The sequence below is a fragment of the Rhodococcus sp. p52 genome (assembly GCF_000763325.2).
GTDB classification, from domain to species: Bacteria; Actinomycetota; Actinomycetes; order Mycobacteriales; family Mycobacteriaceae; genus Rhodococcus; species Rhodococcus pyridinivorans.
This window is the reverse complement of the sequence record NZ_CP016819.1, coordinates 1678384-1698331: the sequence shown is the minus strand read 5'-3', so window position 1 is coordinate 1698331 and position 19948 is coordinate 1678384. Positions and strand designations below refer to the sequence as shown.

Genomic DNA, 19948 nt, shown 5'->3' with positions numbered 1-19948 from the left:
GGAGCCGGAGGTCGTGCGGGCCGGGACGCGGGCGCGCTGGGGGAGCGACGCGGGGGCAGCCTCCATTCTGGGGCAGTCCGGCCTCACACTTCTCCCCGCGGCGACGTGAGTTCCGCCATCTCCTGATCGTCAGGTGAGGAAGGTCGTATCCGCCCGCTCGGCCCTGCGCGCCTCGATCCTCCTGGCGACGAACTTGCCGATCTCGTCCACCCACAGCACGGACGAGCCGACGGCGACCGCGAGCAGCCACTGCTCGGAGGTGAGCGAGGTGGTGTCCATGAAGCCCTGCAGGGCGCCGAGTTGCACGACGCAGATCTGAAGGACGACGACGGCGCCGATCGCGATCCAGATGGTGTGGTTGGTGAACGTCTGCGCCGAGAACACCGATCCGAGATCCGAGCGCACGTTGAACAGGTTGAACACCTGGTAGAAGACGAATGTCGTGAACGCGAGGGTGGTGGCGAACAACGGGTCGGATGCACTGTCGGGGAACAGTTCCGGCCCGAAGTGCAGGACCGCGATCGTGCCCACCGTCATCACGATGCCGAGGCCGAGGATGCGCTGGACCCGGGAGCGTTCGAGCAGCGCCTCGTTCGCGGGCCGCGGTCGTCGCCGCATCGCGTCGGGGGCGGTCGGGTCGACACCGAGCGCGAGCGCCGGCGGTCCGTCCATGATGATGTTCACCCACAGGATCTGCAGTGCGCTGAAGGGCGCGCCACCCGCGAGGCCGAGCACACCGGCCGTCAGGAAGATCAGGACGAAGCCCCACGCCGTGGTGAGCTGGAACTTCACGAATTTGATGATGTTGTCGTAGATTCCGCGTCCCTCGGCCACGGCGGCGACGATGGTCGCGAAGTTGTCGTCGGTGAGGATCATGTCCGCGGCGCCCTTGGAGACGTCGGTTCCCGTGATGCCCATGGCCACACCGATGTCGGATTGTTCGAGCGCGGGAGCGTCGTTGACGCCGTCGCCCGTCATCGCGACGATCTGCCCGTCGGCCTGCAGCGCTTCGACGAACCTGATCTTGTGTTGGGGCGCCACGCGGGCGAGGACACCGAATTCCTTTGCCCTCCGGCGCAGTTCGTCGTCGGTGAGTTTGTCGAGATCCGCACCGGAGGCAGCCGACCCGCGGATTCCGAGTTCCTCGGCGATCGCGGAGGCCGTCACCAGATGGTCGCCGGTGATCATGTGCACCGAGATGCCCGCCTCGTGGGCGACGGCGATCGCATCCTCGGCTTCGGTCCGCGGCGGGGCGACGATGCCGACGATCGCGTGGATCGTCAGGTCGGCCACCTTCTCCTGCAGGGCATCGGTGTCGCCGCGGGGAACGGCGTCGAGGTCGCGCCCGGCGATCATGAGAGTTCGCAGACCTTCCGACGCGAGCGCCTCCACGGCCCGGTGGATCCTCGCGCGACCGTCGTCGTCGAGTGGAATCGGACCGTCGGGACCGGCGATCGAGGTGGCACGGTCGAGGAGCACACCCGGTGCACCTTTCGCGAAACAGCGGTATCCGCCGTTCGGCAGGGTGTGGAAGGTGGCCATGTACTTGTAGTCCGAGTCGAACGGCACCTCCGCGATGCGGTTCAGCGCGGCCCGCGCACCCTCGACGTCGATGCCGCCCTTCTCGGCGAGCACCACGAGGGCACCCTCGGTGGGATCGCCGACCAGTATTCCGTTGCGCACGGTCGCGTCGTTGCACAGTCCCATCCCGAGCAGTGCGTCCGTGAAGTCCGGTGCGGGCAGGCCGTCGCCGACAAGGATCTTGCCGTCGGTTCCGTACCCGGTGCCGGTGACGCGGAAGGCACGACCCGCGACGAGCAGTCGCTGCACCGTCATCTCGTTGAGGGTGAGGGTGCCGGTCTTGTCGGTGCAGATGTGGGTGGTGCTGCCGAGTGTCTCGACCGCGGCGAGTCGTTTGACGATCGCGCCGCGGGCCGCGAGGCGTGAGGCTCCCATCGCCAGGGTGAAGGCGACGACGGCCGTGAGCCCTTCGGGGATCGTCGCGACCGCCAGCGACACCGCGGTGACGAGGAGATCCGACCAGGTCTGCCCCCGCAGCAGTCCGAGGACGAACACCAGCGCCACCGTCACGATCGCGATGATCGTCAGGGCCTGGGCGAGCTGGCCGATGCGTCGTTGCAGCGGCGTCTGTTCGACCCCTGCCGATCCGAGAAGGGTTGCGATGGCTCCCATCTCGGTGCGCATGCCCGTTCCGGTGACGATCATCGCGGCACGTCCGCGTGTGACCTCGGTGTTCATGAACAGCATGTCGGTGCGGTCGCCGAGCGGTGCGTCGGGATCGTCGACGACGTCGACCTGTTTGTCGACGGGCTGGGATTCGCCGGTGAGGGCGGCCTCGGCGACCTGCAGCCGGACGGCGGTGACGAGTCGGCCGTCGGCCGGGACGGTGTCGCCGGCCTCGAGGAGCACCACGTCTCCGGGGACGAGTTCGGCGCGCGGCACCTCCGTCCCGCGACCGTCGCGCAGCACCCGGCTGGTGGACACCGACATCTTCTTCAACGCAGCGAGGCTGCTCTCGGCCCGGGATTCCTGCACGTAGTTCAGCACGGTGTTGAGCGCGATCACCGCGAAGATGACGACGGGGGTCTCCCACTCACGGGAGACGGTGGCGCTGACCACCGCCGCGACGACCAGAACGAGGGTCATCCTGTCGGCCAGCAGCGACAGCACGCGTCGCCAGGTCGGCACCTTCTTCGCCTCGTCGAGCAGGTTCGGGCCGTACTCGCCGCGGCGTCGTTCGACCTCGTCCGCGCTCAGTCCTCGTTGCGGATCGACCTCGAACGCCTCGGCGACGTCGGTCGCGGCGCGGGTGTGCCAACTCGAGGTGGTCGCGGGAGCCTGTGCGGACATCGGCACTCCTCGTTCGGGCTGCTCTCGGCGGATCGGGCGAACACGGTCCTGACGGCCGGTTTCACCGTAACCGGCGGAGCGTTCCACTGCGCCGGAAGCCGGTTCGTGATGTGCTGGATACGGCAGCGGAACCGGAGGAGTGAACGCGATGCGCGACAACCCGAACACCGACGATCCTGTCGTCCCCCTCGACGAGGACCAGTGCTGGGACCTGCTCGCGACGGGCAAGGTGGGCCGCCTCGTCACCGTCGTCGGCGGACGACCGGAGATCTATCCCGTCAACTACGTCACCGACGATCGCACGGTGTACTTCCGCAGCGGTGAGGGCAGCAAGCTCTCCGAACTGGCGGTGCACCCGCAGGTGGCCTTCGAGGTGGACGAGATCCGCGAGGACTCCGCATGGAGCGTCGTGCTGCACGGACACGCCCGGATCCTCCGGAGCTTCGACGACGCGGCGCGGATCGACGCCCTCGGACTGTCGCCGTGGGTTCCCACCCCGAAGTACGACTACGTCGCGCTGACGGCCACCGACCTCACCGGGATGCAACTCACGCTCGTCAAGCGCTGACCGGTGGTGCCCTCTGCGCAGCAGCACCGCCTGTTGATGCGGTTCATGCTGCTGTCGGTGGCGACCGCGCTCGCGACGATGCTGCTGAAGGCATCGGCGGCGTGGATCACCGGATCCGTGGGTCTGTTGTCGGACGCACTCGAATCCGGGGTCAACCTCGTCGCGGCGCTCGTCGGTCTCGCGGCGCTACGTCTCGCCGCGAAGCCGGCCGATGCGAACCACGATTTCGGGCACGGGAAGGCCGAGTACCTCTCCGCCGCGGTCGAGGGCACCATGGTCTTCGCCGCCGCGACGGTGATCCTGTGGACCTCGGTCGAGCGCCTGATCTCACCGCAGCCGGTGACCGAGGTCGGACTCGGTCTCCTCCTGTCGGCCGGATCGTCGGCGCTCAATCTCGTGGTCGGTCTGCTGCTCATCCGGCAGGGTCGGGCACACCGGTCGATCACGCTGGTCGCCGACGGGAAACACCTGCTGACGGACGTGTGGACGTCGGCGGGCGTGCTCGTCGGCGTCGCGCTGGTCGCGCTGTCCGGGTGGGACGTGCTCGACCCGATCGTGGCGATCCTCGTCGCCCTGAACATCCTGCGGATCGGTTTCGGCCTCGTGCGGCAGGCGGTCGTCGGCATGCTCGACGCGGTTCTTCCCCCGGAGGACGTGACGGCGGTGAACGCCGTCCTCGACCGCTATCGGGAACCGGGGGTGGTGACGATCCTGCCGCCGCGCACCCGCGAGTCGGGACGTCAGCGCTTCGTCTACCTCGTCGTGCGGGTGCCGGGCGACTGGACGGTGCGGGCCGGGCACGACCTGCTCGACCGAATCGAGGCCGATCTCGCCGAGGCGCTGCCCGGTGTCGTGGTGTTCAGCCATCTCGAGCCCGACCGCGCCCCCACGGGACGCAGATGAGTGATCAGGACGAGGCGACGAGTCCGGCACCGAGGCCGAGCATCAGGACCGCGACGCCACCGTCGAGGATGCGCCACGAGGACGGCTTGGCGAACCAGGCGCGCAGATAGCGGGCCCCGTACCCGAGGGCGGCGAACCACACGACGCTCGCGGTGATCGCCCCGGCACCGAACCACCACCGGCCGGGGTTGCCGTAGTGGTTGGCCACCGAACCGAGCATGAGCACGGTGTCGAGATAGGTGTGCGGGTTGAGCCAGGTCAGCGCCAGACAGGTCAGCAGAGCCGCGCCGATGGTGACGGCACCGCCCGGGGCAGCGGACAGTGCCGACGGCTTCAGCGCGCGACGTGCCGCGAAGAGTCCGTAGCAGATGAGGAAAGCGGCACCCGCCCAACGGATCACGTCGATCGCGCCGGGAGCGCGGTCGAGGATCGTCGCGATCCCGGCGATGCCCGCGGTGATGAGCACGGCGTCGGAGATCACGCAGATCGCGATCACAGGCAGCACGAATCGTCGCGCGATCGCCATGCGCAGGACGAAGGCATTCTGCGCACCGATGGCGGCGATGAGGGACAGACCTGTGACGAATCCGGCGACGACGAGTGACATGGCATCGACGCTAGGAATCCTGTCGAGATAAGAACAGTTGATTTTGCTGTACCTGCATTAGAGTTTCTTAATGTGGATCTCGACTTCGCTCAACTTCGCACTTTTGCAACGGTATTGGACGAGGGCACTTTCGAGGGTGCGGCGGCTGTTCTTCGCGTCACACCGTCCGCGGTGAGCCAACGCATCAAGTCGCTCGAACAACACGTCGGTCAGGTACTGCTGCGACGGACCCGGCCCGTCAGCGCGACCGCGGCCGGCGAAGTGGTGATGCGGCTCGCCCGGCAGGTCGCGCGGCTGGAGCAAGACGCCTCCGAGGAACTCGGTCTCGGCGCCGACACCGGGAGTTACGCCACGATCCCGCTCGTCGTCAACGCCGACTCGATGTCCACCTGGATGCTGCGCGCCCTGGCCCGGATGCCCGTGCGCTACCGAGCCCTGTTCGAACTGCACCGCGAGGACGAGTTCCACTCCACGGATCTGTTGCGCGACGGAACCGCCATGGCAGCGGTCACCTCCGTCCCCGAACCCGTGCAGGGCTGCACGTCCGAGAAGCTCGGCGCCATGCGCTATCACGCGATGGCGAGCGTGGACTTCGCCGAACGCTGGTTCCCCGAGGGCATGACCCCCACCGAACTGCGGGAGGCCCCGATGCTCACCTTCGACCGCAAGGACGACATGCAGGATCGCTTCGTCCGCAAGCGGACCCGGCGGCGGCTGAATCCGCCGCGCAACTACGTTCCGGGCGCCCTCGAATTCGTCGAGGCCGCGCGGCTGGGGTTGGGCTGGGCCATGCTCCCCGACGCGATGGTCGCCGACACGACCGATCTCGTGAGCCTGGCCCCGGACGACCCGATCGCCGTGCCGCTGTACTGGCAGCGGTGGCGGCTGGACTCCCCCGTGCTCGACGCGCTGACCGATGCGGTCCGTCGCACCGCGCGCGAAGTGCTGCACTGACCTCCCGGAATCCGACCTTCCGAAAAGGGAGCGGCCTGACGCCCCACCTCGGTCAGCGGCATGCGCCAGACCTTGTCGTCTCACCGCGCCTGCATCGCGCCGATCGGGTCGACATACATCACCCGCGACGCCGCACCGAGCGCCGCCGCCGACCGCAGATCGTCATCGGCTTCCGAGAACCGCAGCGGCACATCGTTGTACGACGACTGCTGCCGGTAACCGTCGGACACGTCCTCGCGCTCCCGTCCATGTCGGGTGAACAGCTCACCACCGACGGTCACCACGTCGGGATTGACGACGTCGCGCACCAGCGCGACCGCACGGCCGAGGAGCACCGCCTGGTTCGGCGACGGGTCGGTGCCACCGGCACTCCCCGGTTCGAGTACAGCACAGAACGATTCGATGTCGTCGGCCGAGGACCGTGCGAGGCCGTCCACGAGCCACGCCATCGAGATCGATTCCTCCGCACACAGATACAGCCAGCTCTCGGGTCGTCGCCGGAAGGCGCTCTCGCACCGGCGGTATTCGACCTCCGCGACCGCCTCCACGTACGGAACGACCGTGTACGGCGTGGGCACGATCGCCCGGAACAACACGTCCACGGGCGCTTCGCACCAGCCCAGTCGCGGGTGGTCGAGCGCCCCTCGGTGCTCGTCGTACAGACCACCCACCGCGAGCCCTGCCCACAGCGGCTGCCTGCCTCGCTGGTGGGACTCGTGCACCCGCAGCGCCGCACCGATCGCGGCGAAGACGTCGAACACCGACGCCGGTGTCGCGAAGGTCGTCCGGTGCAGTTCCCGTCCGAGCAGGTCGCCGGAAACCACCCGGGTCTCCCGCTCCCCCAGATGGATACCGGCGAGGAAACCCCGTTCGGTGTCCACCTCCACCGGCACGTGCGGCCGTCCCACCCGTCCCCGCGGAGCGAGATCGGGGCGGTCGCGCAGCAACCCGTGCTCGAGCAACGACGTCACCGCCCGGTTGACCGTCGACGCCGACAGGCCCGTGAAATCGGCGAGCATCGTGCGCGTCGCCGGTCCCCCACGTCGCAGATGCTGCATGATCCGCCCCGCCGGTGTGGTCTCGTCGACCCGGAAGACCCCCGGTCGTCCAGATCGCACGGAGACCCCCGGTCGCGCAGAGCGCAGGAGATCGAGAGGTGACCGTACCGCTGTTGTCCGCACCTCCGTCATGGCCAGAAGTGTCCCGTCCCGCCCGCGAGGACGGAATGTTTTGTATCAGGCCGCGCCGAAGTCTCCCGCGTTCACTCCACGAGTGCCTTGAACTGCGCGTCGTACAGCCTCGCGTACGCACCGGCCGCCTCGAGCAGCCCCTCGTGGGTGCCCTGTTCGACGATCCGTCCGTCCTCCATCACCACGATGCGGTCGGCGTTCCGGATGGTCGACAGGCGGTGAGCGATGACGAAGCTGGTGCGGTCGTCGCGCAATCGCGCGGTGGCCTGCTGGACGAGCAGTTCGGTGCGGGTGTCGACCGAGCTCGTCGCCTCGTCGAGGATGAGGATCGACGGCTTGGACACGAACGCCCGCGCGATCGTGATGAGCTGACGCTCACCGGCGCTGAGGTTGCCGTCGTTCTCCTCGTCGATGATCGTGTCGTAGCCGTCGGGCAGGGCCCGCACGAAACGGTCGACGTAACTCATCCTGGCCGCGGACATGATCTGGTTCTCGGTGGCGTACGGATTGCCGTAGGCGATGTTCTCGCGGATGGTGCCGCCGAACAGCCAGGTGTCCTGCAGGACGATGCCGATGCGCGAGCGCAGTTCGTCGCGGGACATCGAACGGATGTCCACGCCGTCGACGAGGATCCGGCCCGCGTCGACCTCGTAGAAGCGCAGGATCAGGTTGATGAGGGTGGTCTTGCCGGCGCCCGTGGGTCCGACGATCGCGATCATCTGACCCGGTTCGGCCCGCAACGACAGGTTCTCGATGAGCGGCCGATCGGGGGTGTACGAGAAGGCGACGTTCTCGAACTCGACGAGTCCGTGCCGGCTCCACGGCATCGTCGGCGCCGCGACCTCCGGTTCCTCCTCCGGTTCGTCGAGCACCGCGAACACCCGCTCGGCCGACGCCGACGCCGACTGCAGGAGGTTGACCATCGCGCCGATCTGCGCGAGCGGCTGCACGAGCTGACGCGAGTACTGGATCATCGCCTGGATCTCACCGAGCGTCGCGGTGCCCGACGCGATCCGCAGACCACCGAGCACGGCGATGACGACATAGCCGACGTTGCCGAGGAAGGTCACGAACGGCATCACCAGTCCGGACACGAACTGCGCGCGGTAGGAGGCCTGGTACAGCGACTCGTTGGTGTCGGTGAAGCGTCGCTGCACCTCCGCGGTCCGGCTGTAGGCGGTGATGAGCTCGTGCCCGGTGAAGGCTTCCTCGATCTGCCCGTTGAGCTTGCCGGTCGTCTCCCACTGCGCGAGGAAGTGCTTGCGCGAGCGACGCGCGATCACTGCCGTCGCCACGACCGACGCCGGAACGGTCAGGATCGCGACGAGCGCGAGCATCGGCGAGATGAACAGCATCATCACCACGAGACCGAGCAGCGTCAGCACCGCGAGGACGAGCTGGGAGATGGACTCCTGCATGCCCGCCGCGACGTTGTCGATGTCGTTGGTGACGCGGCTGAGCAGGTCGCCGCGCGAATGCGTGTCGAAGTACCGCAGCGGCAACCGGTGGATCTTGCGTTCGATCCGCGACCGCATGTCGCGCACGACGCGCTGCACGATCTCGTTGAGGCCGTAGGCGGCGACCCAGATCAGACCGGACGAGAGCAGGTACAGCGCCAGGACGATGACGAGGATCCGGCCGAGGGCCGAGAAGTCGATGCCGAGTCCGGGCACCACGTCCATCCCCGAGACCATGTCGGCGAACTGGTCGCGGCCCTCGGCGCGCAGACCGGCGACGGCTTCTTCCTTGGTCTGTCCGGCGGGGAACTGCATGCCCACCACCCCGTCGAAGATGACGTCGGTGCCGCGGCCGAGCACGAAGGGCGCCACCGACATGCTCACGACGCCGAGGAAGGCGGAGAGCAGCACCGAGTAGACGGCGTAGCGGTGCGGGTGGAGCAGGCCGAGCACCCGGCGGACGGTGCGCAGACGCGACGGTGCCGCCGCTTCCGGAGTCGTCATATCGTGGCCATCCTCTGCGACTCGACGATCTCCGAGTACGTCCGGCACCGGCCGAGCAGACCGAGATGCGTCCCGGAATCGACCATGACGCCGTTGTCGAGGACGACGATGCGGTCGGCGTCCTGCACGGTGGAGACCCGCTGCGCGACGATGAGCACGCACGCGTCGCGCGTCTCGGGTTCGAGCGCCGCGCGCAGGCGGGCGTCGGTCGCCGGGTCGAGTGCGGAGAAGGCGTCGTCGAACAGGTAGATGGCGGGCCGGCGGACGAGGGCGCGAGCGATCGCGAGGCGCTGCCGCTGCCCGCCGGAGACCGTGGTGCCGCCCTGGGAGAGGACCGTGTTCAGTCCGTCCTCGGTCTTGTGGACGAAGTCGGCGGCCTGCGCGACCTCGAGGGCGTGCCACAGTTCGTCGTCGGTGGCGTCGGCGCGTCCGTACCGGAGGTTGTCGGCGATGGTGCCGGAGAACAGGTAGGCCTTTTGCGGCACGACGGCGATGCGCGAGCGCAGCACGTCGGTGTCGAGCGCCCGGACGTCGACACCCGCGACGAGCACCTGCCCGGCGGTGACGTCGATGAGCCGCGGCACGAGGCGCATCATGGTGCTCTTGCCCGATCCGGTGCCGCCGATGATCGCGGTGGTGGAACCGGGGTCGGCGCGGAACGACACCCCGCTGAGCACGGGAGCGTCGGCACCGGGATACGAGAAACCGGCATTGCGGAGTTCGAGGGTGACGCGGGTCGGGAGTTCGCGGACCGGTTCGGCGGGCGAAGACACCGTCGGTTCGGTGTCGAGCACGTCGAGGATGCGCTCGGCGCAGACCGCGGCGCGCGGAGCCATGATCGCGACGAACGACGTCATGAGCACGGCCATGAGGATCTGGGCGATGTAGGTGATCATCGCGGTGATGGAGCCGACCTGCATCGCACCGGAGTCGATACGGTGGGCGCCCACCCACAGGACGCCGACGGTGCTCACATTCGAGATCAGCAGCACCGCCGGGTACAGCACGGAGTTCACGCGGCCGACGCGCAAGGCGGTGGCGGTGAGGTCGTCGTTGGCGCCGTCGAAGCGGGCCTTCTCGGTTTCGTCGCGCACGAATGCCCTGATCACGCGGATGCCGGTGATCTGCTCGCGCAACACCCGATTCACAGAGTCGATGCGCTTCTGCATGACCCGGAAGCCGGGCAGCATGAGCGCGATGAGCGCGGCCATGGTGAAGATCAGCACCGGGACGGCGACGACCAGCACGAGCGAGGTGCCGGGGTCCTGGCGGATCGCCATGATGACGCCACCGATCCCCATGATCGGGGAGGTCACGACGATGGTGCAGGTCATCAGCACGAGCATCTGAACCTGCTGCACGTCGTTGGTGTTGCGGGTGATCAGCGACGGGGCACCGAACGTCCCGAACTCGCGCGCCGAGAACCGCCCCACATCCCGGACGAGCGCGAGCCGCACGTCGCGGCCGAAGCCCATCGCGGCGCGCGCCGCGAAGTAGACGGCACCGGTCGCGGCGCCGACCTCGACGGCGCTGATGACGAGCATCAGCAGACCGGTCCGGACGATGTAATCGATGTCCCCGGTCGCCACGCCGTTGTCGATGATGTCGGCGTTGAGACTCGGGAGCAGCAACATGCCCCCGGTCGCGACCAGCTGCAGGAGTACGACCCCCGCGAGGGCACCCCGATAGGGCGCCATGAAGCGGCGCAACAGCCGTAGCAACATGGGCATTACGCTACCTGCGACTCCCTGCAGCAATCTTCACGATCCATCCGGGCGGCCACGCACCGCGTCGGGTACGTGGCCGCCCGGGGGTTCGTCACACGCGTGCGGATTCCGGTGCGGGCTCGGTGGCACCGAGCTCGCGGGTGAGCTTCTCGCCCTCGACGTCGACGTTCGGAAGGATCCGGTGGAGCCACTTCGGCAGCCACCACGCCTTGTCACCGAGTAGCGCCATCACCGACGGGATGATGACCATGCGGACGATGAAGGCGTCGAAGAAGACCGCCGCGGCGAGTGCGAAACCGATCGACTTGATCAGCGAGTCCGGTTCGGCGATGAACGCCGCGAACACCGAGATCATGATGATCGCCGCTGCGCTCACCACGCGCGCGCCGTGTGCGAAGCCGCTGCGGACGGCCTCGAGTGCGCTCGCGCCGTGGACGTAGTCCTCACGCATACGCGTCACCAGGAACACTTGGTAGTCCATCGCAAGACCGAAGACGACGCCGATGAGGATGATCGGCATGAAGCTCACGATGGGCTGCGGGTTGGCGATCAGGCCGCCCCAGCCCTCCTGGAAGACCGCGACGGTGGCACCGAAGGTCGCCAGGACGCTGAGCAGGAAGCCGAGGGTTGCGGTGAGCGGCACCAGGATCGAGCGGAACACCAGCATCAGCAGGATGAAGGCGAGGCCGACGACGACCGCGAGGTACGGAGCCAGTGCGCTCTGGAGGCTGTCGGAGACGTCGCCCTCGAGCGCGGTCTGGCCGGTCACGCCGTAGGACAGGCCGAACTCCTCGTTCAGCTCGGTCTCGCCGTCGCGGATGCTCTGGACGAGGTCCATCGTCGCGGGATCGGTCGGGCCGCTGCGCGGAGTGACGAGGATCTGGGCGGTGTCTCCCGCCTCGTTCACCGCGACGATCTGGGCGTTGACGACCTCGTCGTTCTCGTACAGCTTGCCGACGACGGCACCGAACGCGACTGGGGCCTCCACGTCGGCGTTCTGGGTGTCGACGACGACGACCAGCGGGCCGTTGCGTCCGGGACCGAATCCCTCGTCGACCAGGTCGTAGGCCTTGCGGGCGCTGGTCGCCGGGTCGGCGGTGGCCTCCGACGGCAGGGCGAGGTTCAGTCCGGTGGCGGGCAGCGCGAGCGCACCGAGGAGGACCACACCGGCGATGAGCGGGATGGCCGGGCGTCGCGTGATCAGGCCGACGAACTTGGCGCCCGCCTTGGGGGTGTCGTCGTCGGAACCGCGCTTGTTCAGGAACGGGATGCGGCCGGCGAAGGCCTTCTCCCCGAACAGTCCGAGCACGGCGGGCAGCAGCGACACGGCGATGAGCACGGCCATGAGCACCGTGAACGCGGCAGCGTAACCCATGACCGACAGGAACGGGATGCCGACGACGCTCAGCGCCATGAGGGCGATGATGACCGTCAGGCCGGCGAAGACGACCGCGGAACCGGCGGTGCCCACGGCACGGCCGGCGGCCTCGGTGCGATCAGAGGTGATGGTGAGTTCGTGCCGGAAGCGCGAGACGATGAACAGCGAGTAGTCGATCGCCACGGCCAGACCGATCATGACCGCCAGCGTCGGGGTCATCGAGCTGAGGTCGGCGAAGCCGGAGGCGATGGTGATGCCGAGGCTGCCGATGCCGACGCCGACGAGTGCGGTGACCAGCGGAAGTCCGGCGGCGACGAGCGAGCCGAAGGTCAGGGTGAGCACGATCGCGGCGATGCCGATGCCGATGAGTTCGGCGGTGCCACCGGGCATGCCCATCTCGGCGGCAGCCGTACCGCTGACCTCGACGGTCAGGCCGGCGTCACGGCCGATCTCGGCGGCGTCGAAGATCTGGTCGCGCAGGGCCTGGTCGACGTCGGTGATCTCGCCCTCGAACGGGACGGTGACGAAGCCGACGGTGCGGTCGGCGCTCAGCGGCGACAGGGCCTGGGCGTCGGACAGCGCAGCCTCTTCGGAGGTGCCCTGCTGCGCGGCGACGGCCTTCATCTGCTCGACGAGACCGGCGTCGGCGAGGACCGGGTTGACCAGCGCGCCGGCCTGTTCCTCCGGCGAGGCGGTGGCGGGGTCGACCTTGGCGGGCGGCGAGACGCGGTCGATGCCGCGGACCGCGGCGAGGACCTCGTCGACGGCGGCCAGGTTCTCGGGGTCGTCGAGCGTCTGCCCGTCGGGCGCGGCGAAGACGTAACGCGCGCTGAGCCCGTTCATCGGATCTTCGGTCGACGGGAACCGCTCCGCCATGAGGTCCTGGGTCTTCTGCGCGGGGGTGCCCGGAAGCGTGAACGCGTCCGTGGTGGGCCCGGACAGGGTTGCTGCACCGACCCCGAAGAGCACGAGCAGCGCGATCCAGAAGGACAGCACTGCGCCCTTCCGTCGGTGGGCGAACTTGCCCAGCCGGTACAGGTAGGTCGCCACGGGGCACCCTTTCTATGTCGGAAGATCCTGGTGGGGTCGGATGGTCGGAACGGGCAGAGGTCCGGAATCAGGAGAATCCGCGTCGGAGCTGGTCGAACGCCTCGCGGATGAGCTCTTCGACCGACCGGTCCGTCGTCCCGGTCGCGTGTGTCTCCATGGCCGCGCGCACGGCGCCCATGGCGGCGTAGTTCAGCAGCGAGGGGTACAGGTCGGCATCGGGGTCGGTGCCGGTGCGTTCGGCGATGATCTCGACGAGCAACTGCGACGAACGCCGCTCGACCTCGATCTGCCGGGACAACAGCACGTTGCTCTCCTCGAGCAGGGTGATGCACGCGACGATCTCGCCGAACGGCCAGTCGGGGTTCTGCACGACGTCCAGGGCCACCGTGAGCAGCGAATCCATGATGTCCTCGTCGGCGGGACGATCGCGCAGCAGGTCGATCCACTCCTCGACCCGAGTCTCGAGATACGCGAGGACGGCGTCTTCCTTGCTCGCGAAGTAGTTGTGGAAGGTGCGGGTCGAGACACCCGCGCGCGCTGCGATCGCATCGGCCGTCACGGCGGCCAGACCGTGTTCACGAGCGAGTTCGGCCGCGGCGGTCGCGAGAGCCGCACGAGTGGCCGCCTTCTTGCGGTCGCGCAGGCCGGGAGTGATGGTCACTCCATCCAGGTTACTGATTTTGCAGAGTTCTGTAAGTTTGCAGAGTCATGCAAATTTATGACATCACCCACAGGCGTTCCCGGCCTATCGCGGGCTTCACACCCGGCGACGCTCCCAGGCGCCCGGATCCTTCGTAAGATCCTCTACGAAACCGGGGAGGTCTCCCGTGACGACATCCGCGAGCGATACCTCTTCGAGCACGGCGCGCAGGTTCACACGCACCGCGATCCACACGTCCTGCAGCCGTTCGGCCGCCCCGCTGTAGACGACGTCCTCGGGCCGCTCGCCACGCACCGACGCCAGCGGGCCCTCGACCGTGCGGATGATGTCGGCAATGGAGATCTCGGTCGCGGGTCGCGGGAGCCAGTAACCGCCCTCCGGTCCCCGCCGGCTGTTCACCAACCCACCGCGACGCAGGTCGGCGAGAACGGCCTCGAGGAACTTGTGCGGGATGGTCTGCGCCGTCGCGAGGGTCTCCGCCTTCGTCAGGCGACCGTCCTCGATCGCCGCGAGTTCGAGCAGGGTCCGCACGGCGTAGTCGACCCTCGCGGTGATGTGCATGCCATGCCTCTCGCGCTGCCTGATGTCGTCGGCCGGCCCGTCTCGACGGGACGGGTCAATTCCTACCAGCAATACCGAACCACCCGGAATCGTGAGGACGCGAGTCGCCACCCGGGTCCCGATTCGAGGGCCCTGGTGATGCAAGCCACACCAGCGGTAATGTGGACGGTTGTTCACAGCTATCGGAGGTCGTTGCGATGTGGGAAACCCTGCAGGAATCGTGGGGGTCGCTGCTCGACCCCCTCCACGATCCGGTGACCCTGGCGATTCCCGCCTTCCTCACCTTCCTGATCCTCGAATGGATCGCGGCCCGCACCCTCGAACACGTCGAGCCGGGCCCCGACGGACGCACCCGCCCCCCCCGCGGCGGCTACGAGAAGCGGGACGCACGCGCGAGCATCTCGATGGGTCTGGTCTCCATCGTCACGAGCGCCGCATGGAAGGTGCTGGCCCTCGTCGGATATTCGGCCCTGTGGGTCTACGTCGCGCCGTGGCACCTGCCCGCCGACGCCTGGTACACGTGGGTGATCCTGCTCGTCGGCATCGACGTCCTCTGGTACTGGTACCACCGGATGGCGCACCGCGTCCGCCTGGTCTGGGCGACCCACCAGGCGCACCACTCGAGCGAGTACTTCAACTACGCGACCGCGCTGCGCCAGAAGTGGAACAACAGCGGCGAGATCATCATGTGGCTGCCGCTCCCCCTGATCGGCATCCCACCGTGGATGGTTTTCGTCGGCTTCTCCGTCAGCCTCGTCTACCAGTTCTTCGTGCATACCGAGCGGGTCGGCACGCTCCCCCGCCCGATCGAATTCGTGTTCAACACGCCCTCGCACCATCGGGTGCACCACGGCTCCGATCCCGACTACCTCGACCGCAACTACGCGGGCATCCTCATCATCTGGGACCGGATGTTCGGCACCTTCAAGGCCGAGGACCACCGGCCCACCTACGGGCTCACCAAGTCCGTCGGCACGTACAACATCTGGGATCTGCAGACGCACGAGTACCGGGCGATCGCCCGCGACTGGCGTACGGCCGGGACGTTCCGCGACAAGCTCGGTTACGCCTTCGGCCCGCCCGGCTGGGCGCCGAAACAGACCCACGAGGAGGAGACCGAGAACGTCAGTTCTGCTCGAACGTGACGAGGAAGTCGACGCTGCCCGCGCCGTCGACCGTCACGAATCCGAGGTTCGGCGGCTCCACGCCGTAATCGGTCCAGGTGGTGGGGATGCTCCCCGACGCCACGAGACGCTCACCCGTGCGCAGGACGTCGACGTCGACGGTCACGGGCCGTTCGGCGCCGCGCAGGGTGAGCGTGCCGGTCGCGGTGACGGAACCGATGCTGCCGTCGTCGGGCAGGGACGTCAGATCCACGGGCTCGGTGAGGGCGAACGTCGCCGTCGGGTGCGCCGCGGTGTCCATCACCCGAGTGCGAAACTGGCCGTCGCGCTGGCCACTGTCGGTGGTGATGCCCTCAACCTGCACGACGACCTCGGCGGCCTCGAGGGTGCCGTCGGTGATGGTCGCCGAACCGGAGACCTGATCGGTGCTGCCCACCACGGTGACGTCGGCCCCGCGCAGGATCTCGTGCACCGTGTAGCCGGCGGCGGTGCGGTTGGGTTCGGCACCCTCGACGACGGTCCACTCCCCGTCGAGCTCACCGGTCGCGGCTTCGGCACCTTCGGTCGAGACGGACGCGGCGGGCGCGTCGTCCTCGGCGATGAACGTCCCGTATACCCATGGGGCGACGAAGAAGCCGAGCAGCGCCACGACCACGACGGCGACGAGCGCCCACACCAGTTTCCGCATCCTGCAAATTTAAACGATGTCGGATTCCGTGTGGGGTGCTACGTCACTGCGGGGGCGCAACGTGAGCCACGCGATTCCGGCGGAGGCGATCATGAGGACCACCCCGATCCCGGAGGTGATCGTGACGCCGCTGTCGAACGCCGATCCTGCTGCGGCGAGCAACGCGTCGGCCCGGTCGGCGGGCAGGTTCCCGGCCACGGCGTGGGCGCCGCCGAGCGTCTCCCGAGCAACCTCCGACTGTTCCGTGCTCAGCCCGGCAGGGAGCAGGAGATGCGCAGTGTAGGACGCGGAGAGCACCGACCCGAGGATCGCCGTACCGAGCACGGCACCCATCTCGTAGGCCGTCTCCGACACCGCCGACGCGGCACCGGCCTTCGCGGGCGGGACACTCGACACGATGAGGTCGTTCGACAGCGTCTCCGCCGCACCGATACCCGCGCCGAGGACCGCGAACGCCACGATGATCGGGGTGAGCGCCGACGGTGAGGCGAGCAGGAACACCAGCGCGTAGCCGGTCGCCGAGAGCAGGAGCGCGCAGACGATGATCGACGACGGCTGCACCCACCGCACGAGCGCGACGACCGACATCCCGGCCACGACCATCACCGCCAGTCCCGGGACCAGGCTCAGTCCGGCCTCCATCGGGCTCTGTCCGATCACGAGTTGCAGATGCTGGGACACGAAGAACAGGAAGCCCACGAGGGAGACGACGGACAGCAGGTTCACCGCGACGGCACCGGAGAAGGTGGGCACGCGGAACAGACGGACGTCGAGCATGGGGTTCGGGCGCTGCAACTGCCGGCGCACGAACGCGACGAGCGCGACCACACCGACCACGGCCGGAACGACGGCGACGGCACCGAGGCCACTGTCGGCGATCTTCTTGATCGCGAAGACGATCGGCGCAAGGGTCAGCAGTGACAGCGCGATGCTCACGATGTCGATGCGGCCCGGATTCGGGTCCTTCGACTCGGGGACGAACATCGGCGCGAGCACGAGCAGCGGGATCAGCACCGGCACGGCCAACAGGAAGACCGAGCCCCACCAGGCATGTTCGAGCAGGAATCCGCCCATGATCGGCCCGAGTGCAGCGCCCGCCGCGAAACACGAGGCCCAGATCGCGATGGCGAGACGGCGCTGGGTGGCATCGAGAAAGATGTTGCGCAGCAACGACAGCGTGGACGGCATGAGCATGGCCCCGAAGAAGCCGAGTGCACCGCGGGCGGTCACGAGCAGTTCCGCGGAAGGTGCGTAGGCCGCAGCGACCGAGACGGCGGCGAATCCGGTCGCGCCGATGAGCAACAGGCGGCGTCGCCCGATGCGGTCGCCGAGGCTGCCCATCGCCACCAGCAGACCTGCGAGCACCAGCGGGTAGATGTCGATGATCCACAACTGTTGCGCAGCGGTGGGCTGCAGCGCGGAGGAGATCCCGGGCAGCGCGAAGGCCAGGACGGTGTTGTCGACCGACACGAGCAGCACCGGAAGCATCAGTACCGCGAGCGCGACCCAGTCCCGAGGAGCCGCCTTCGTCACGGTGGGTTCCGAAACAGGCACAGATGTCGCCACGGATATCGAACTTTCGCGAGAGAGGAATCGAACCGTCGTTACTGTACCAGCTGGACGGTACAGTAACCACGTCGTACGATCGGGCCGTGCCACCTGCCCCTGCCGCCCGCGCCAAACTTCTCGACGCCTTCGTGGCGATCCTGCTCGAGCAGGGCGAGCGCGCCGCGACACTCGAGTCCGTCGCCGCGGCGGCGAACGTGTCCAAAGGTGGTCTGCTCTATCACTTCCCGTCCAAGGACGCCCTCGTCGCGGCTCTCGCCGAACACCTCGAGACACTCGCAGCCGACGACGCCGAACTGATGCGCACGGCTCCCGAAGGACCGGCGACCTACTACATCCGCACCTCGGTCTTCGCCGACACCCCGCTCGACCGGGCCATCGTCGCCCTGACCCGCCTGAGCCAGACCGCGAACCCGCGCGCCCAGCAGGCGCTGCGCCGCATCCATCAGGGCTGGTTCGAGGCACTGTCCGACGAGGTCACCGATCCCGCTGCGGCACGAGCGGTGATGCTCATCGGCGACGGGCTCTACTACGGCGCCGCCATGTCGGGCGAGACAAGCACGACGCCGCCCGAGGACGTCGACGAACTCCTGAAAGTCGTGCGGAAACTGATCGGCCCGAGCGACTGAGTTCGGGGAGGTTGCGTGCGTCCGTTCGCGAAAATACGCACACAACCTCCCCTTCGATCGCCCTCACCCGAGCCGATGCAGTTCGACGTCGCGGAGCACGCCGTCGTCGATGGTCGCGGTCATGTAGGTGCAGTACGGCTGCCGACGCCGGTCGGTGGGTGACCCCGGGTTGAGCAGGCGCAATCCGCTCGGCGCGGTCGTGTCCCAGGGGATGTGCGAGTGGCCGAAGACGAGGACGTCGGTGTCGGGATAGGCCGCGGCCATCCGATTGTCGCGCCCGGTCGACGCCCCGGTCTCGTGCACCACCGCGACGCGCACACCGTCGAGGGTCACCCGCGCGACCTCCGGCAGCCGTTCCCGCAGGAGCGGACCGTCGTTGTTGCCCCAACACGCGACCAGCTGCCGGGACCGCTCTTCCAGCGCGTCGAGCAGTGTCACGTCCATCCAGTCGCCCGCGTGGATCACCACGTCCGCGCGGGCCACCTCGTCCCACACCTGCGACGGCAGGTCGCGGGCGCGCGTCGGTACGTGGGTGTCGGCGAGCAGCAGCAGTCGCATGGCCCCAGTCTGCCGTGGGGTCACAGTCTGCCGTGGGGTCACGGTCTGCCGTGGGTTCGCAGTGTGCCGCGGGCGCTCATGGGTAACCACGACGCATGACCACTCCAGCTCACGACAGACTCGCCATCGTCACCGGCGCCGACTCCGGCATGGGCAAGGCGACCGCCGAACTGCTCGCCACCGAGGGGTTCGACGTCGGCATCACCTTCCACACCGACGAGGCCGGGGCCGAGGACACCCGCGCCGGGGTCGAACAGCGCGGACAGCGGTGCTTCGTGGCCCGACAGGACCTGACCAGCCCGGACACCGCCGATGTGATCGACGAACTCACCGGAAAGCTCGGCGGTCTCGGGGTGCTGGTGAACAACGCCGGCACCGGACACCGCGACGAGGTGCTCGACCTGTCCTTCGAACGGTGGCGGGAGATGCTCTCCACCGACCTCGACGGCCCGTTCCTGTGCTCCCAACGCGCCGCGCGACACATGATCGACTCCGGGGGCGGCGGCCGCATCGTCAACATCACGAGCGTCCACGAGCACATCCCCCGCTACGGCGCCTCCGCCTACTGCACGGCGAAGGCCGGCCTCGGCATGCTCACGCAGTGCCTCGCCCTCGAATGGGCCCGCTACGGCATCACGGTCAACTCGGTGGCTCCCGGTGAGATCTCCACGCCCATGACCGGCATGGACGAATCCGAGGCCTTCCACGAGGAGCGACCGGGCAACCCCACCGGACGTCCCGGGCACGTCAACGAGGTCGCCTCCGTCGTCGCCTTCCTCGCGTCCCCACGCTCGTCGTACCTGACGGGGCGCTCGATCCCCGTCGACGGCGGCCTCATGTTGATGGCCGCGCACGGACACGACATGAACGACGGGAGTTGGCGCGAACTCTGACGACGACCGGCCGCCCATCCGCTAGCGTCCACCGGCGGATCGGTGGTCGACTCGGAATG

The 19948-nt window shown here is 68.3% G+C and carries 17 protein-coding genes; 6 read left to right on the top strand and 11 right to left on the bottom strand.

Going from position 1 to position 19948, the window contains the following annotated elements:
- Positions 1–129 precede the first annotated feature (129 nt).
- The gene (locus IM25_RS07810; RefSeq protein ID WP_065996493.1) at positions 130–2871 is read right to left on the bottom strand and encodes a calcium-translocating P-type ATPase, PMCA-type; all 2742 of its coding nucleotides are present in this window, start codon (positions 2869–2871) and stop codon (positions 130–132) included.
- A gap of 148 nt (positions 2872–3019) precedes the next feature.
- Here IM25_RS07810 and IM25_RS07805 point away from each other — a divergent pair, with 148 nt between their 5' ends.
- A complete protein-coding gene (locus IM25_RS07805; protein WP_006552520.1) occupies positions 3020–3439 on the top strand; it encodes a pyridoxamine 5'-phosphate oxidase family protein in 420 nt (139 codons plus the stop codon).
- 36 nt (positions 3440–3475) lie between these two features.
- On the top strand, positions 3476–4342 hold the full coding sequence (locus IM25_RS07800; RefSeq protein WP_170318520.1) for a cation diffusion facilitator family transporter: 867 nt from the start codon (positions 3476–3478) through the stop codon (positions 4340–4342).
- Positions 4343–4346: 4 nt separating this feature from the next.
- Here IM25_RS07800 and IM25_RS07795 read toward each other — a convergent pair whose 3' ends face one another.
- Positions 4347–4949, bottom strand: a complete 603-nt coding sequence (locus IM25_RS07795) for a LysE/ArgO family amino acid transporter (protein ID WP_006552522.1) — start codon at positions 4947–4949, stop codon at positions 4347–4349.
- A gap of 72 nt (positions 4950–5021) precedes the next feature.
- Here IM25_RS07795 and IM25_RS07790 point away from each other — a divergent pair, with 72 nt between their 5' ends.
- Positions 5022–5903, top strand: a complete 882-nt coding sequence (locus IM25_RS07790) for a LysR family transcriptional regulator ArgP (protein ID WP_024102747.1) — start codon at positions 5022–5024, stop codon at positions 5901–5903.
- An 80-nt stretch (positions 5904–5983) separates the two neighbouring features.
- Here the strand turns inward: IM25_RS07790 and IM25_RS07785 are convergent, their stop codons facing one another.
- The 6 genes from IM25_RS07785 to IM25_RS07760 form a co-directional block, all read right to left on the bottom strand.
- Complete coding sequence (locus IM25_RS07785; RefSeq protein WP_033097944.1) at positions 5984–6961, bottom strand: MarR family transcriptional regulator; 978 nt, start codon at positions 6959–6961, stop codon at positions 5984–5986.
- Between the two features lie 203 nt (positions 6962–7164).
- Entirely contained in the window at positions 7165–9054 is a 1890-nt protein-coding gene (locus IM25_RS07780; RefSeq protein WP_006552525.1) for an ABC transporter ATP-binding protein, read from the bottom strand.
- Positions 9051–10778, bottom strand: a complete 1728-nt coding sequence (locus IM25_RS07775; RefSeq protein ID WP_065996492.1) for an ABC transporter ATP-binding protein — start codon at positions 10776–10778, stop codon at positions 9051–9053. Before IM25_RS07775 ends, IM25_RS07780 begins: the two co-directional genes overlap by 4 nt.
- A 94-nt stretch (positions 10779–10872) precedes the next feature.
- Complete coding sequence (locus IM25_RS07770) at positions 10873–13209, bottom strand: MMPL family transporter (RefSeq protein WP_033097945.1); 2337 nt, start codon at positions 13207–13209, stop codon at positions 10873–10875.
- Positions 13210–13276: 67 nt separating this feature from the next.
- Positions 13277–13870 (bottom strand): acyl-CoA-like ligand-binding transcription factor, encoded by a 594-nt coding sequence (locus IM25_RS07765; RefSeq protein WP_006552528.1) that lies wholly within the window; start codon positions 13868–13870, stop codon positions 13277–13279.
- Between the two features lie 96 nt (positions 13871–13966).
- Positions 13967–14431 carry an RrF2 family transcriptional regulator gene (locus IM25_RS07760; RefSeq protein ID WP_065995929.1) on the bottom strand — a complete coding sequence of 155 codons (465 nt, stop codon included), beginning with the start codon at positions 14429–14431 and terminating at the stop codon, positions 13967–13969.
- A 197-nt stretch (positions 14432–14628) separates the two neighbouring features.
- On the opposite strand from IM25_RS07760, the gene IM25_RS07755 reads away from it, so the two are divergent.
- The gene (locus tag IM25_RS07755; RefSeq protein WP_033097946.1) at positions 14629–15576 is read left to right on the top strand and encodes a sterol desaturase family protein; all 948 of its coding nucleotides are present in this window, start codon (positions 14629–14631) and stop codon (positions 15574–15576) included.
- Here the strand turns inward: IM25_RS07755 and IM25_RS07750 are convergent.
- Together IM25_RS07750 and IM25_RS07745 are read right to left on the bottom strand one after the other, a co-directional pair.
- On the bottom strand, positions 15557–16243 hold the full coding sequence (locus tag IM25_RS07750) for a YceI family protein (RefSeq protein ID WP_006552531.1): 687 nt from the start codon (positions 16241–16243) through the stop codon (positions 15557–15559). The genes IM25_RS07755 and IM25_RS07750 overlap by 20 nt on opposite strands.
- Before the next feature lie 9 nt (positions 16244–16252).
- Complete coding sequence (locus IM25_RS07745) at positions 16253–17797, bottom strand: MFS transporter (RefSeq protein ID WP_112319922.1); 1545 nt, start codon at positions 17795–17797, stop codon at positions 16253–16255.
- Positions 17798–17895: 98 nt separating this feature from the next.
- On the opposite strand from IM25_RS07745, the gene IM25_RS07740 reads away from it, so the two are divergent.
- On the top strand, positions 17896–18438 hold the full coding sequence (locus IM25_RS07740) for a TetR/AcrR family transcriptional regulator (protein ID WP_033097947.1): 543 nt from the start codon (positions 17896–17898) through the stop codon (positions 18436–18438).
- Between the two features lie 63 nt (positions 18439–18501).
- Here the strand turns inward: IM25_RS07740 and IM25_RS07735 are convergent, their stop codons facing one another.
- Positions 18502–18996 (bottom strand): metallophosphoesterase family protein, encoded by a 495-nt coding sequence (locus tag IM25_RS07735; protein ID WP_006552534.1) that lies wholly within the window; start codon positions 18994–18996, stop codon positions 18502–18504.
- Between the two features lie 95 nt (positions 18997–19091).
- On the opposite strand from IM25_RS07735, the gene IM25_RS07730 reads away from it, so the two are divergent.
- Positions 19092–19889 carry an SDR family oxidoreductase gene (locus IM25_RS07730; RefSeq protein WP_006552535.1) on the top strand — a complete coding sequence of 266 codons (798 nt, stop codon included), beginning with the start codon at positions 19092–19094 and terminating at the stop codon, positions 19887–19889.
- The last annotated feature ends 59 nt before the right edge of the window (positions 19890–19948 follow it).

What these genes read in the sequence shown, in the direction of transcription:
- IM25_RS07735 (WP_006552534.1), bottom strand. Translation starts at nt 18,996, where the DNA reads ATGCGACTGCTGCTGCTCGCCGACACCCACGTACCGACGCGCGCCCGC.
- IM25_RS07810 (WP_065996493.1), bottom strand. Translation starts at nt 2,871, where the DNA reads ATGTCCGCACAGGCTCCCGCGACCACCTCGAGTTGGCACACCCGCGCC.
- IM25_RS07750 (WP_006552531.1), bottom strand. Translation starts at nt 16,243, where the DNA reads ATGCGGAAACTGGTGTGGGCGCTCGTCGCCGTCGTGGTCGTGGCGCTG.
- IM25_RS07760 (WP_065995929.1), bottom strand. Translation starts at nt 14,431, where the DNA reads ATGCACATCACCGCGAGGGTCGACTACGCCGTGCGGACCCTGCTCGAA.
- IM25_RS07800 (WP_170318520.1), top strand. Translation starts at nt 3,476, where the DNA reads ATGCGGTTCATGCTGCTGTCGGTGGCGACCGCGCTCGCGACGATGCTG.
- IM25_RS07755 (WP_033097946.1), top strand. Translation starts at nt 14,629, where the DNA reads ATGTGGGAAACCCTGCAGGAATCGTGGGGGTCGCTGCTCGACCCCCTC.
- IM25_RS07795 (WP_006552522.1), bottom strand. Translation starts at nt 4,949, where the DNA reads ATGTCACTCGTCGTCGCCGGATTCGTCACAGGTCTGTCCCTCATCGCC.
- IM25_RS07730 (WP_006552535.1), top strand. Translation starts at nt 19,092, where the DNA reads ATGACCACTCCAGCTCACGACAGACTCGCCATCGTCACCGGCGCCGAC.
- IM25_RS07775 (WP_065996492.1), bottom strand. Translation starts at nt 10,778, where the DNA reads ATGTTGCTACGGCTGTTGCGCCGCTTCATGGCGCCCTATCGGGGTGCC.
- IM25_RS07780 (WP_006552525.1), bottom strand. Translation starts at nt 9,054, where the DNA reads ATGACGACTCCGGAAGCGGCGGCACCGTCGCGTCTGCGCACCGTCCGC.
- IM25_RS07805 (WP_006552520.1), top strand. Translation starts at nt 3,020, where the DNA reads ATGCGCGACAACCCGAACACCGACGATCCTGTCGTCCCCCTCGACGAG.
- IM25_RS07785 (WP_033097944.1), bottom strand. Translation starts at nt 6,961, where the DNA reads ATGCAGCATCTGCGACGTGGGGGACCGGCGACGCGCACGATGCTCGCC.